The organism is Aeromonas sp. R1-2, assembly GCF_040908505.1.
Classification (GTDB): domain Bacteria; phylum Pseudomonadota; class Gammaproteobacteria; order Enterobacterales; family Aeromonadaceae; genus Aeromonas; species Aeromonas veronii.
In genome coordinates this window covers 22,666-36,506 of the sequence record NZ_JBFODU010000042.1, presented here as the reverse complement: position 1 = coordinate 36,506, position 13,841 = coordinate 22,666, and the positions used below count along the sequence as shown (strand labels likewise).

The following is a 13,841-nucleotide window of genomic DNA, read 5'->3' as shown; positions in this document are numbered from 1 at the left end:
AAGGGCGCATGCGCAATCCATTTTTTTGCTCGACCATACTCCACGGCTTCTTTGAGGATCTCGTTCTCCATGGTCTTCTTCCCGAGCAGACGCTGAAGCTCTCGGATCTGCTTGATGGCAGCAGCCAACTCGGAAGCAGGAACAACATCCTCACCGGCGGTGATCGCCGTGAGAGACCCTTCTTGGAATTGCTTACGCCATTTGAAAAGCTGGTTTGCGTTGACGTCGTGCAAGCGAGCAACATGAGAGACGGTCATCCCGGGCTCAAAGGTCTGCTGCACGATGGCGATCTTTTCTTGTGGAGTCCGGCGTCGACGGCGCTCAGCCCCTGTTAACATTTCGACCATCTTCTCGTTGCGACTAGTACTGAACATAGTTCCAAGACTACCTCTTAAGTTAAGAGGGGCGAAGTGTCTGGATCTTCAAGGGGCCAATCTACCGATAGATCCGGTAGACCCGCTTGTGGTTCCAGCCAAAGCCTTTGACGTTACGCAGGTATAGGAAGCACAGTCCGAAACCCCAGTTGCGCTGGTTGGCGGTGAGGCGCAGCAGCTAGTCGGCAATCTCCTGGTTTTCATCGGCCAGCACGGGCTGATAACGGTAGCAACCCTCGCTCACCTTGAACACCTGGCAAGCCAGACGGATAGAGATGGCGTAATGAGCCACAGCCTTGGTCGCCATCTCCCTGCGGGCAGATGGCGTCACCACTTTTTTGCCATCGCCTCGGAGATGATCTCAGCCTTTAGGCGCTCCTCGGCATACATCTTCTTAAGGCGGCGATTTTCCTCTTCCAGCTCTTTGAGGCGCGCCATGAGAGAGGCATCCATGCCACCGAATTTGGAGCGCCACTTGTAGAAGGTGGCGGAGCTGATGCCATGCTCACGGCAGAGCTCAGGGACGGGTGAACCAGACTCGGCCTGCTTGAGGATGGCGATGATCTGTGCATCGCTAAAGCGTGATGTTTTCATGTAGAACCTCCTGCGTTCAAGATACGAGAAAATTCTACTTATGAGCACCTCAGTTTTTCGGGGGGATTACCGTAGCAACGAGTGATACATCGATTTTAAAATGTTGCAATCCTTTATTTTTAAGGTGATAATGGGAATCACTCTCATTTGCATCTATGGGTTTTGATATGCATTTAATAAAAAATAAATTGATCATTACATTTTGCTGTACACCATTTATCGTCTTTGCAAGTGAACCTAATGAAGTTATGGTTATAAAAGGTAAACGGAATCATGACATAAATGAAATTACCCTTGGTCAAAATGACATATCTAAAAATTTAGCTTCTGACTTAAGAAGTTTGCTCCGTACACAACCGGATATCGGCGTTACTGATGGCGGTAGATTCGGCTCCAATGGTCTAGCTATTCGTGGAGTTGATGGTGATCGTGTTGGTATTTTTGTTGATGGCATACAGCAAGCAGAAACATTTAACAATGAAATTTATAAAGGATATGGATATTTTAATGGAACGATTAATGAAACCGAGGTTGATTGGCTAAAAATAATTACGATTAATAGAGGTTCTGACTCCATTTTAAATGGCAGTGGCTCTATGGGGGGGAGTATTTCGTATGAAACATTGTCCCCATCTGACATAATAGATGATAAAAAAGGTTTTGGTTTTATATCGAAAAGTGCTTTTTATTCTAGAAATAATCAAAAAAAAGAAACGATAGGTTTTGCCAGTGGCAATTCACATATCGACTTCATGATACTAAATACATACAGAAAAATGCATGAAAATAAAAATCACTCACCAGATAATGATGTCTATGGTCGTTCAAGAGGAACTCCAGACCCACAAAAAATAAATAGCAATGCAACACTTATAAAGCTGAATGCCTATCTTACTGAAAAGGATACATTGGGGCTTTCTTGGAATGAAAAAAAAGAAAAAACAAAAACAGATGAAAAGTCATGGGAGCTATTTGGATCAGATGCGAGACTTGGAGATGATCTTTCATTATCAGGCTCCTTCGGTGCTTATTATGAGCGAGAGCAAAACAATTTTATTAAAAAGCTAAAAATATCTGCTGGACAACAATCAATTGATCAATCAGCCATTAGTATGGTACAAAATATTAAAACAAATAAAACTGAACATATATACAATAGACGAATTAAACAAGATAATAAAACACTGAAGATGTTGATAGACTTTGACAAAGCAAGTACATTTGATATTGATCATGAGTTTACGTTATCTAATGGGCTAAAAATAAAGAAATTGAAAAATGAGAACGTTGATACAATTTTCTTTTCAAATGAAAAATTTGACGAAAGCTATTCAATTATCACACCAGTAAAAAGTGAAGAGTATGATATATCATTTTTTGATCAGATTAAACTTTCTTCAGCAATGAATCTACATTTAGGTATTAGAAAAGACTGGATTGCACACAAACCTGGACAAAGCAAACCAAGAACAACAGGTAATAAAGAACATCGTTATATAGGACATAATTATTCTGTTTTATCAATGGGCTTGGGGTTAGACTATAAGCCTATTGAAAGCACTACAGTATCATATAAATTGGGTAAAGGATTTAGAACGCCAACAGCACAAGAATTATATTTTGATTTTGGGACTGATGGGTCCGCAAACCGCCTTGAGCCTAATAATGAACTTAAAGAGGAAAGTGCAATAACTAATGAAGTATCATTGAAAATTGAAAAAGGAATTATTAATGCAGCTATTAATGGATATCATACAAAATATAGTGATTTTATCGATCTTAAACAAAGTGAACGATTAACTCCCAATCCTTGGTATGCGCAATGGGGGCCGGAGTTTTTATCCCAGAATCACTTGCAGTACACAAACATAGAGTCAGCACAAATAAACGGTATAGATGCATCAATAAAACTTGATGCAAATATTTTCCTATCTGATTTTTCCATAGAGAACAAAATATCTTATCAACATGGTCGAGCATCTAATGGTGATTCTTTAATGGCAGTTCAACCACTTAAAAATATAACCGTTTTGAAGTACTCATCATCTAATGGGGAGTTTGATATAGATGGTATGTTAACTTATTCAAAAGGTAAAAAATTAAGCGATGCCATTAGAAATGGTAAAGAGTGGAAGTATGTTAATGATTCCTATTTTGTTTTTGATTTGATTGGTAAATATCAAATTACTGACTTTGTATTCTTCAGAGCAGGAATTTTCAATGTCTTCAATCGAGAATATACAACATGGGATGCTATGCGAAGCGTTCCTGAGTTTGGCACAACCAATATGATTGATGAGCAAGGAAAGGGGTTGAGTAGGCTCACTTCTCCAGGTAGAAATTATTCTGCTGAATTAGCATTTATCTTCTGACAAAAATTTCATTTCATATTATGCCTTAAAGGAGATGCAAATAATTTATTTCCATCTCCTTCATAAGTAATAGGTGATGCCTCCGATCGGTTGAGTTGATATGATGGGAGCCTTTGAGACTCATAGCTTCATGGCATCCATCACCGTTCACTGTCCTCGTTGCAACTCTGACTGTAGTGGTCAAGGGCGTTGTTGCCCAAATCGATGCAGCTTGAATTGAGGGTAATCCCCCCGAAAAACTGGGGTGCTTATAAGTACAATTTTCTCGTATCTTGAACGCACCCGTACTACTTGGCCGACGGGTCTCTCCTAACGAGCTCAGAGTTGACCGTTAATACACGGAGATGAGTTCTTATTGACCAGCCTGCGCTGCTAAACTCTGGATCGTATATTCACATAGAACGCAGTTCTATGTGGAATTTATGAAAGTAAAGACCGCTTTTCGATGAGACGCCTTTTTACAAATGGCGATAAGGAGGATCGCGCACTGAAAAAGAGGCAGCATGAAGTTCAATCCCAGCCAATAAAATAAAAAAACCGTTTTTTGTTTTCATGAAAAAATTCCTTTTGGATTTGAAAACAAACGGGGGGGCTAGACTTTTTAAAATGAATGTTTGATGCTTTCATACCTACTTATTTTCGAGATGTCAACCGATGAGGATAAGAGTAGATTTATCCTCATCGAGCCGGGGGATTGTTAAGGGGGTGCAATATATCACATGCAATACTTATATATATGTAGTTCATTGCACCATTGCATCCAATTAATTGGCGGATGTGGATGAATCTGCTAAATGTGTGATAGCAATGCCATCTGTTAATACATATTCAGTCCGTTCAGATGTCGCCCCCCTTGTCACCCAACCATTATCGACACATTTTTTTATGTAATTTTTTGCCTGCCGTTCTTTTACAGAGAAATACTGGCAAAACCTCTCGGTCAATGTGGTGGCAGAAATCACCGCTTGGCCTTCCAGCGCCTCCAGCAGCCCATCCATCAGCTTGTCGCGCTCCTCCCCAATGGCACTGACTAATGTCAGCCCAATACGATTAAGGAGAATTTCGTCAGGTGTTTCAACCGCCCTCGCACTGAACGTCAGGCTGTAGCGAGCGCCCTGACCCTCTCGCGTCCCCAGTGAGATGACACCATCGGCCTCACCATGAATCGAAGAAGCTCCTCGCATGCTCATTACGCCAGTGTTAACCCCACCTGCATTAGGCGAAGCCTTTCTTGCGTGATGAACGATGATGTGTGCAGCTGAGCCGCTGATTTTTCGAATGGCTCGCATCACCTGACCCATTTCGCCATTGTTGTTTTCCTCTGCATTATGCATCCGAGCGAGGACATCCCAGATGATCAAATCCGGTTGAATGTCGTTGACAATATCTATTATTGCCTGTGATGCCATAGGATCTAATACATCAGTCGATTTATAATCGCCGCACCGCAAGAATGTTTTAATGTTTTTTGCATCTCCCAAGTTGGTCTGTTCCGACATGGTGTAGTACCGCTGCCAAAACAATCTGTCATTGACCTCAAAATCCATATACAATACGAGCGCAGGCTTTTTAATTTCCCAATTTAAAAATACACTACCGCTGGCTACAGCCAAGCCCAACTGCGTTGCAAGCAACGATTTACCCGTTTTGGGCGAGCCATTAATAATCCACTGTTCGCCTTTTTCAATCAGATTATCCACCACCCAATTAGGGCGTTGCTGGCTGGAAATTAATCCAGCAGCAGGACTGAAATTATAATGTTTTTCATTATTCATAAACATACCTATATTATTGTGGTGACTTAGTACTATGTTGATATGTCTCATCGTTTACATATATGCATAAGCTAATCATGCGTATATGTATAATTAACTACCCCGTGTTGTTGCAGATACAGTGTTTTTATGTCTGATATTGCGCTATCAGTATGAAGGGCATGGATAATCAGGTATAAAAATGCCACCAACAATGGTGGCATTGGTCGTCTGTCCTCGATCAGCAAATGAGCCCGAGCGCCCGAAGGCGTTGGAGCGCCCGATCCTGTGCATCGTTCGAATAATCGGCTTCCAGAGTGATCCGAGCAAGGCGCTCAACCAGCCGCCTGCCACTTTCATCGAGCCTCACAGACACATCGAGCAATGACACTGTGTATTGAGTGTTACATGCCGATGCCAACGCAGCAGCCAGCACCCTGCTAGATCCGGTGCGCGGGTGTTCTGAAATGATTGCCAAAATTTCGTTTAGAATTTTCATCTATTTCCTCTATGTTGTTAAACAATATGGTGCCTTTTCGGCTGTCATAAATTCTGCTGGTTAGATACTGGTTGTGATGTAAACGCCCTCGATTGATCAGCACCAAGCGATGTTATGGCTGCGTTTTGTGTAATAACAAATAATCATCTAAACATTTTTTATGTCTGGTATTTCGCCATCAATATGGATGACCGTCACCGATATATAGGCATCAAGGTAGTTCCTCCTCGTGCCTCGTCAGACTCCACCTTGACCCCTATATTCGGCTCCTTTGTCATGCCATATTAATCGCTTCATACCCTCCATAAAAATGGGTTCTCCACCCCACTCCGGTCGCTGCGCAACCTACGGGGGTTCCGGGTTCGCTACTCTCACCACACCCACATTCTTACGTTCGTAAGAATGTTTTACCCCGCGTTCTTACGCTGTGTTGGCTCTGCGTTCTTACGGTTGCGACGAAGGCGTTCTTACGGTTGCGCCCCAGGGGGATTTGCCATGCTGTGATAGCAGCAAGGCTGTCCCACTGTAGCCGCTCCCTTATCGGGATAAGTCGTCATCGGCATCGCGATGCCGATTGATAAATGCCGCCATGCCTCTCGGCGTTGTTGGGGAAGTTGAATCTGCGCTCGGCGAGGGCTCAGCCACTGTTGTGGGTGTAGCTACCTGGCGATAAGTTTTGTTATCCACAGAAAGCTCGGCGTGCGTTGTCCTGATATGGCTCAGGTCAGCATCCGCTGGGCAAGTGGGTAACACGTTACCATTAGCGGATTTACGATTGCCGTATTTGTCCACAGAAGACGTTGCCTGATGACCCATGATGTAGGCAATGCGCTGCCGGTCGAGCCCAGACGCTTTGAGCTCAGAGCCCATCTGATGGCGCCAGCTGTAAAAGGTCGGCAGCGATTTTCGCGCCGGCCAGAGGTTTTTGCCCGCCGCACGCAGCTTGTCCTGCAATGAGCCAATTTTTGCTTTCTTTGCCTCGGTCACCATGAGTTGCAATTTCTCTGGCGAAAGCGTGTCAAACTGTAAGACCCTATCTGCACCACGTTTGCCATCATGGCTTTTTTTGGCTCCGATAACGGTGAGCCGATTACCCTGCGCAGTTATGGTGGCTAGTTCAGCAGGTCTTATCCCCGCGCGCATAAACAACAATATGGCCGCCAACATAGCGCTGTCATTACGCGCCTTAAAATACTGAATCAGTGCAACGAGATCATCATTATCGACCTTTTTAACTCTTTTTTGTTTTGCCTTAACCGGTATATCTGGCCTACTCAGGGCCTGAATTCGCTCGGCCGCGTCGGGAAAATTCAACAATTGTTGATGATATACCAGTGCACAGCGCAGTTTTCGCCAATAGCCAGGACTGCATTTTGAAGCGCGAGCCAACAATTCATCCGCAATGTTTTTTGCTGTGATATTAAGGCCCTTTTCCTTTAGGATTTCATAATGATTTTTTGCCAGTCTTTCATATTCCTTTTCCGTTGCCTGTGTAGCCATTCGGTCATCTCCCAGAGCGCTTGAATAACGCCTTCTTTAGATAGTGGGCAGGATTTCCCCACCCACGACGTGGATCCCTTTATTAAAGGTGCGATTTAGTTTTAAATTAATGCTGAATGCGTGATGTAGACAGTGATTTACTGCGCCACAGAAATTCGCTGCATTAAAACACTCATCAATCTCTGCATGACAGCAGGAGTTGCCAGTAATGCGTCGACATCGAATTCGCTTTCTGTGTTTTTATCTTCAGTTTTTTGATTACAGCTCGGCACAGTAACTTGAGCCTGCTGACCAGCCATACAGGCATTAAATACCGTGTCAGCCCTACCCCTATAATCAGGGGCGTCCTCCATCAACCACTTGCCATAATGGCGTACCACCATCTCCGTACCGGTGTGCCCCATCTGACGGGCTATCCACTCGATGCTGATCCCCGCCGAGAGCAGTTGGCTTGCATAGGTGTGCCGAAATTGAGATGGCCCCCGATAACGCACCCCAGCAGCCTGACAGAACGGCCTGAAAAACCGCTCACGGAACTCATCAACCGAGGCATAACTGCGCCTTTTGGCGCTGTAGTAAGCCAGCAGGGTGCGTTGTTCACTCATCTGAGTGCGATTATCCGACCTCGTGACCGTAATCTTCTTAGCCTTACGATGCTCCGCTAGCCTCATCAGGGTCTTGAGAGATCCAACAGCCTGTTCTGACAGCTCTATCGTGCGAATAGATCCCCTGGTTTTGGGCGTTTTGTACTGCCCATCAACCAACGCAAGGTCAACCAATAAGGTCTTCTTGTCGAGATTGACCGCCTCCGCACTGACCGCCATTAACTCACTGATGCGCAGACCCGTAGAGATACCGAGTTGGATGAGTGACACCTCCAGCAAATGGGTGCTTTTCAGGGCAAGAAATGCCTTAATTTCGTATTGATAAAATGGATCGGGTTCGTCCACCTCAAATTTGCATTTTTTAATGCCATCCATTGGACTGATATGAATAACACCATCGCTGACAGCTCGGGCAAACACTTGTCTCAATATATCCAAATATTGGTTAATGGTATTTCCTTTATATTTTTTGTTGCAAAATTTCACTACGAGCAGTTCAATGTCACTCGCACGATATGACGTCAGCGGTTTATCACCAATCCATTTTATCAACTGTTCTGCTTTACGCTTCGAAATGTCATAGGTTGTCTGCGCATACTGGTATTTTTTGATTTCCAGGTGCTGACGAATGGCTGACGCCAGTGAATGCTCATCAACAATGACTGAACGCACAGTGTTGTGTTTAGTTTTTTGTTTTTGAACGGTCCTTTTATTGGTTTGTTTGTTCATAATTACCCTCATTACAGTTATAAATACTCCTTCAATTACAAAAACAGCAATAGCAAAACGTGATGCTCACGCATCGATACCGAGAGGGTAATAGTGCACCTAAAAACAGCGATATAAATTACTCTGTGACGCTATAAACAGATAAGTTTCACCTCAAAATCCTGTTAATTTGTCAAATGCCAAGTATACATTAGCGATAGCTGATGTCATTTAATCGATATAATCAAATGTTCCCGTCAGATTTTTACTCAACATTGCATCAAGCAAATACCATGTGTTATTCACTTCACCCGAATTTGGGTAATAACAACCCGTTCAGCGTATCGAAGATAGCTGTGATATTGGCGGTATTTTTTAAATCTGAAGGGGTGATAACCCTTGTTTGAACGAGATAAACGTGTCGGTGTGTTCTACGCCATATTCATTTCGTTTCGATCCTTCGTGTTTACTGTCGTTGTTATGTCCTTGTTAGCAGCTTTATCAGCATACTACAACGATTGAGGACCACTCGTCAATGAAAATAACCCACAAAGAAAAAGAAATGTCAACATATTTTTATTAGGTTTTTTAAATATTTTCCAATGTACTTAAAATCATTATAAATCATGAAGATAGGGCCATGCCCGCCCCATTAAACCGCTGAGAAATGCTCTCATATTGGTTTTTTCATGGGGGGAGACAGCCCTGTTACCCAAAAAATATGCGTCATCTTTACGGTGATTTTCCCCCTGACAGCAGGTGGTGGGGTATCAGGTCGGTAGGAAGGGATTGGATTTTCTCATTCAGCAGCCTAATGTTCACACGTTTGCCATAGCGGCCAAACGTCAGGCCGTTTTTACTGTGTCCCGCAAGTTCGGCTACAACATGCTCAGCGACATCCGCCTGCTGTAACTCATCGATGAAGGTATGCCGCAGCCCGTAAAGCGTGGGACGGCCCTGACCTACGATGCCAGCCTCATTGAGGTGGCGTTGGAAGCGACAGGTGATGTTATGCGCCCAGTCGTCGTCTTTGCCTGATGGTTGGTCATCGAACAAAAATACCTTCCCTTGACTGCGACGACTCTCCACATAGTCCAGGAATTGATGTCCGATCAACGCACTGTGCAGTGGCACGGTACGGTACGCATTGATGGTTTTGAGCTGCTGATCCGCCTCTCCCGCATCGACCATCAAACACCAAATCCCCTCAACCTGTTTGATGTTCTGAGTTTTGAGCTGGCAGGCCTCGGAAGGCCGCAACCCTGCGTATAGGCACAGCAGGGGCACCCACCAGTCCTGAATTTTCAACTTTTTGCCTTTCTGGGATTGTTTGCTGCGCAGGCTGGCAAACAGTTGGGCCAGTTGAGGGCGATACCAACGCACTCGCTCCTCATCCGCCCGTTTGTTCGGTTTTTTACCTGCCGTCAGCCCATCGAATGGGTTACGACTGCAATAGTCCAGTGCCACGCACCAACGAAAGAACTGTTTCAGGGCAGCCAAGTAATCGGTCTTAGTTTTGAAACTGATGTCGTTCTTGCGCAGCAAGCTGTTGCGGTACTCCTGCGCCAGAGCGGGCGTCACCTCATCGACTTTAACCCCTTTGGCCCAGGTGACGAAGGCGTTGATCCGAAGTTGGAGCTGGCCCACCGACCTATGCTGGATCCCCTCACTGGTTTTAGTCTCGATGAATCTCGCCAATGCGTGGGTGAGCATGATCCCACTGCTGGGGCAAGCTGGGGCATCAACAGAAGGTTCACGAGGTGTGGAAGGTGTTTGAGGAGGGATGAACCCCGCTGCTTTGAACGCGTCTAGATCGGCGCGGACCCAGCGATAGAAACTGCGGGGGGCAGTATCGGCAGGAGTAGCCGCGATAAGTGCGCGAGTACGAGCTGCCACTGCCAGGTTGCGGTCTACGGCGAGCTGACGATCTTTGGTGCAAAGGGAAGTACGGATAGCGAAGGGCAAGCCACGGTCACGTAGTGACTTAGGCAGCGGGAGACGAGTGTAGTAGGTGCCGGAGGCATTTTTACTCAGATACATGATTGTTCCACCCAGTTGATCCAGGAAAAAAATCACGTAAGTCTAGAAATGAAAAAACCCGTTGAAATTCAACGGGTTATATTTGGCGGTGAGGGAGGGATTCGAACCCTCGATACGTTGCCGTATACACACTTTCCAGGCGTGCTCCTTCAGCCACTCGGACACCTCACCAAATTTTTGCTCACTGCTTTATGTGCTTGAGCTGCACATTCACTGGCGGACCATGCCGCGGCGACGGGGCGTAATGTAAGGGATACGATGGCTTTTGGTCAATGCAATTTTTTACTTTTTGCGTTCGCTTGCTCAATATCCGAACAAAGTGACCAAAAATATGCCGTTTCGTATCCCTTTCAATCAATTTACTGCCGCTTCGTGCAAATGTTCACCTTTGAGCGCCTCTTCCAGCGAGCCGTAAAATTCCAGCTTGCCGGGCTGCGGCCGCACCTTGGCACGGGCCAGGGTCTTGAGCGGTTGGAATTGCAACTCGGCCACCCGCAACTCGACACCGGCTTTAGCCATCTGCTTGCCAAAGTGGAGGAAGGCTGACAGGCCGCCCGCATCGAGGATGGAAACCGCCTCCATCTGCAACACCAGCACCTTGTGTCCTTTCACTTGTGATTCCAGCTCGGCAAAGACCCGTTCGGCCGCTGCGAAGAAGAGCGGGCCGTTGATCTTGTAGAGCAGGCCGTTGTCCGGCACCTCATGGGCATAGCGCTTGTGCTCGGCCAAATCGTGCAGTTTGGTCATCTTGGCGATTTCGCGCATAAAGAGCAGGGAGGCCAGGATCACCCCGAAGGTGATGGCGATGACCATGTCGAAAATGACGGTGAGTGACAAGCAGACCAGCAGCACCAGCACATCGGATTTGGGCGCGCGACGGATCAGCTCCACCACCTTGTGCGCTTCACTCATGTTCCAGGCCACGATGAGCAGCAAGGCAGCCATGGCCGAGAGCGGCAACCAGGAGAGCCAGGGGGCCAGCACCAGAATGGCGGCCAGCACCACCAGCGCATGGACGATCCCCGAGACGGGGGACGTAGCGCCGGCACGCACGTTGGCGGCAGAGCGGGCGATGGCGGCGGTAGCGGTAATACCGCCAAAGAAGGGGGCGAAGATGTTGCCAAGCCCCTGCCCCACCAGTTCGGCGTTGGAGCTGTGTTTGCGACCGGTCATGCCATCGAGCACCACGGCGCAGAGCAGCGATTCGATCGCCCCCAGCATCGCCATGGAGAAGGCGGCAGGCAGCAGCCGCTCAACAGCCGCCAAGTTCCATTCAACTGGCAAGCCATCAGGTCCGGGCAAGGCCCAGGGCATCACCAGGGTCGGCGCGATGGGCGGGATCCCCATCCCCTGGGTGCCATCGGCCAGGGTATAGCTGAACTTGCTGCCGATGGTGGCCACATCCACCCCAAAGTAATGGAGGCCAAAACCCAGACCTACCCCGACCAGCACCGCGGGCAGGTGGCCGGGTACCGGCAGACGCAGGCGCGGCCAGAGCAGCAGCACGGCCAGCGTTGCGACCCCCACCAGGGTATCGCCCCACTGCCAGCTTGGCAGGGCGGCGGTCAGCGCCTCGACCTTGCCCAGATAGGTTTCCGGCATCTCGGGCACGCTCAGGCCGAAGAAGTCCTTGATCTGCAAGGTGGCGATCACGATGGCGATACCACCGGTAAAACCCAGCGTCACTGACGGGGGAATGTACTCGATAAGGCGGCCAAGACGGGCCATCCCCATCGCCACCAGAAAGAGGCCTGAGATGAGCGTCGCCATCAACAGACCGCCGACCCCGAACTGCTGGGCAACCGGATAGAGGATCACCACAAAGGCAGCGGTCGGGCCGGAGATGGAGTAGCGGGAGCCACCGGTCACGGCGATCACGATACCGGCAATGATGGCGGTATAGAGACCGTGTTGCGGCGGTACACCGCTGGCGATGGCCAGTGCCATGGCGAGCGGGATGGCGATGATGCCCACCGTCACACCGGCGATAAGATCACGGCCGAAGCGGGCCATGCTGTAGGGTTCATCAATACAGGACTGGCGTAAGGCTATGGCGAGCTTCACGCTATTTAAAGAGGCTTGCTTGTGCATGTATATCGTAATACCAGAAGAGGGAGATAAAGGCCGGAGAGATCCGGCGCCCGATCATCATCAAGGGCCGGCAGGGCTGTCGACGCGGCGATGGTATCCTGCGTAACCTTACTCCAGACGGGCCACTTTTTCGATGGGCAGGATCAATGAAACGCGCGCTCACCCATTATTTGGCCTATTTGCCGCCAAATCGCCGATCTTGGCTCCTGCTCTCCCCCTTTTTGCCACAAAGATTACCATTTGAGCCTCATAGAGTTGCCAGCACGTTCGCGACATCATGCTGTCATCATCAGGTTGATGCGAACCGAACCAATGCCCCCTGCGCCGGTTGGGGGGGAGCGATGGCAAGGGACTGATTGTGCTGAAAATAAACCGCAAAGCGCAACTTTTGGGCAAACAATCCGAAAATCCGGTTTTTGGGAAATTCGCGGGTTGACACCCGTCGCCCTGGTCATTAATATTCGCCCCGTCTTGACGAGACAGGCAATTCCTCCTTAGTTCAGTCGGTAGAACGGCGGACTGTTAATCCGTATGTCACTGGTTCAAGTCCAGTAGGAGGAGCCACTTTTCCCTCGTAGTTCAGTCGGTAGAACGGCGGACTGTTAATCCGTATGTCACAGGTTCAAGTCCTGTCGAGGGAGCCAAATTCTAAAGCCCAGCCTTTTGGCTGGGCTTTTTCGTATCCATCTCTCCATTGTTTCAAGCTGAGCCAGCTCCCCCTCACCGCTTGCTCTGCCACATTCCCCTCGCAGTGAACGATCCACTCTCCCTGTTTTCTCTCAATTCAAATTCGACTAACGATTACTCCGGTCCCTATCCGGTCAGTTCAGCTGGTGAATGGGTCATGATCTAGCCCAAACCAGAAGCCATCCCCTCCCCTGACGTAAATCCCCCCAGAAAAAACCTCCGGTCACAGCTTCCGGTCTTTCTGCTGGGAGACCATGGGGATGGTCAGACCGGAGCAAGTGGCTCTGGCGTGGAGATAACACAGATTGAAAGATGGAGGCGCTCACGAAGGGCAAGGGAGGAGGAATGGTTAGTGGGCAAGACCGGAGCAGCTCTGGGGCATATCCGGTCGCTTGGGCTGTAGCTGAGTTTGCCAAGGGTTGTGCAAAGTCGCGTCGATGCTGACGAGGTGTCGGGTCGTCACACCGACGCGACCGTCGGCAATATCTATCTCCCTCCACACGAAATAGACGTTTCTCACACAGAACTAAAGTGTCATGACAACCGTCACTCTATCTATAAGTAATATATTTGCTCAGACCATGCGAACGTATCAGATGCATCACCACAAATAACAC

The 13,841-nt window shown here is 47.9% G+C and carries 7 protein-coding genes, 3 tRNA genes and 2 pseudogenes; 3 read left to right on the top strand and 9 right to left on the bottom strand.

From position 1 onward, the window contains the following. Positions 1–347: pseudogene (locus AB5Y76_RS15465) on the bottom strand (transposase); the annotation flags it as partial. A gap of 91 nt (positions 348–438) precedes the next feature. After that, positions 439–968, bottom strand: a pseudogene (locus AB5Y76_RS15460) (IS3-like element ISAs22 family transposase); the annotation flags it as partial. 167 nt (positions 969–1,135) lie between these two features. On the opposite strand from AB5Y76_RS15460, the gene AB5Y76_RS15455 reads away from it, so the two are divergent. Then, the gene (locus AB5Y76_RS15455) at positions 1,136–3,340 is read left to right on the top strand and encodes a TonB-dependent hemoglobin/transferrin/lactoferrin family receptor (protein WP_075384264.1); all 2,205 of its coding nucleotides are present in this window, start codon (positions 1,136–1,138) and stop codon (positions 3,338–3,340) included. Positions 3,341–4,104: 764 nt separating this feature from the next. Here the strand turns inward: AB5Y76_RS15455 and AB5Y76_RS15450 are convergent. The 7 genes from AB5Y76_RS15450 to dauA form a co-directional block, all read right to left on the bottom strand. Next, the gene (locus AB5Y76_RS15450; protein ID WP_227273846.1) at positions 4,105–5,115 is read right to left on the bottom strand and encodes an AAA family ATPase; all 1,011 of its coding nucleotides are present in this window, start codon (positions 5,113–5,115) and stop codon (positions 4,105–4,107) included. Between the two features lie 220 nt (positions 5,116–5,335). Further along, a complete protein-coding gene (locus AB5Y76_RS15445) occupies positions 5,336–5,593 on the bottom strand; it encodes a hypothetical protein (protein WP_016351021.1) in 258 nt (85 codons plus the stop codon). 537 nt (positions 5,594–6,130) lie between these two features. Beyond that, positions 6,131–7,093: a site-specific integrase gene (locus AB5Y76_RS15440; RefSeq protein ID WP_016351022.1), complete on the bottom strand. Its 963-nt coding sequence runs from the start codon at positions 7,091–7,093 to the stop codon at positions 6,131–6,133. Positions 7,094–7,230: 137 nt separating this feature from the next. Continuing rightward, a complete protein-coding gene (locus AB5Y76_RS15435) occupies positions 7,231–8,427 on the bottom strand; it encodes a tyrosine-type recombinase/integrase (RefSeq protein ID WP_043159184.1) in 1,197 nt (398 codons plus the stop codon). Between the two features lie 711 nt (positions 8,428–9,138). After that, positions 9,139–10,446, bottom strand: a complete 1,308-nt coding sequence (locus tag AB5Y76_RS15430) for a site-specific integrase (RefSeq protein ID WP_225319180.1) — start codon at positions 10,444–10,446, stop codon at positions 9,139–9,141. Positions 10,447–10,529: 83 nt separating this feature from the next. Continuing rightward, positions 10,530–10,617, bottom strand: a tRNA-Ser gene (locus AB5Y76_RS15425). Between the two features lie 183 nt (positions 10,618–10,800). Next, the gene (dauA, locus tag AB5Y76_RS15420) at positions 10,801–12,537 is read right to left on the bottom strand and encodes a C4-dicarboxylic acid transporter DauA (protein ID WP_120414449.1); all 1,737 of its coding nucleotides are present in this window, start codon (positions 12,535–12,537) and stop codon (positions 10,801–10,803) included. A gap of 488 nt (positions 12,538–13,025) precedes the next feature. On the opposite strand from dauA, the gene AB5Y76_RS15415 reads away from it, so the two are divergent. Together AB5Y76_RS15415 and AB5Y76_RS15410 are read left to right on the top strand one after the other, a co-directional pair. Beyond that, a tRNA-Asn gene (locus AB5Y76_RS15415) sits at positions 13,026–13,101 on the top strand. Between the two features lie 4 nt (positions 13,102–13,105). After that, positions 13,106–13,181: transfer RNA gene (locus tag AB5Y76_RS15410), tRNA-Asn, on the top strand. Positions 13,182–13,841 lie beyond the last annotated feature (660 nt).

What these genes read in the sequence shown, in the direction of transcription:
- AB5Y76_RS15430 (WP_225319180.1), bottom strand. Translation starts at nt 10,446, where the DNA reads ATGTATCTGAGTAAAAATGCCTCCGGCACCTACTACACTCGTCTCCCG.
- dauA (WP_120414449.1), bottom strand. Translation starts at nt 12,537, where the DNA reads ATGCACAAGCAAGCCTCTTTAAATAGCGTGAAGCTCGCCATAGCCTTA.
- AB5Y76_RS15455 (WP_075384264.1), top strand. Translation starts at nt 1,136, where the DNA reads ATGCATTTAATAAAAAATAAATTGATCATTACATTTTGCTGTACACCA.
- AB5Y76_RS15435 (WP_043159184.1), bottom strand. Translation starts at nt 8,427, where the DNA reads ATGAACAAACAAACCAATAAAAGGACCGTTCAAAAACAAAAAACTAAA.
- AB5Y76_RS15445 (WP_016351021.1), bottom strand. Translation starts at nt 5,593, where the DNA reads ATGAAAATTCTAAACGAAATTTTGGCAATCATTTCAGAACACCCGCGC.
- AB5Y76_RS15440 (WP_016351022.1), bottom strand. Translation starts at nt 7,093, where the DNA reads ATGGCTACACAGGCAACGGAAAAGGAATATGAAAGACTGGCAAAAAAT.
- AB5Y76_RS15450 (WP_227273846.1), bottom strand. Translation starts at nt 5,115, where the DNA reads ATGAATAATGAAAAACATTATAATTTCAGTCCTGCTGCTGGATTAATT.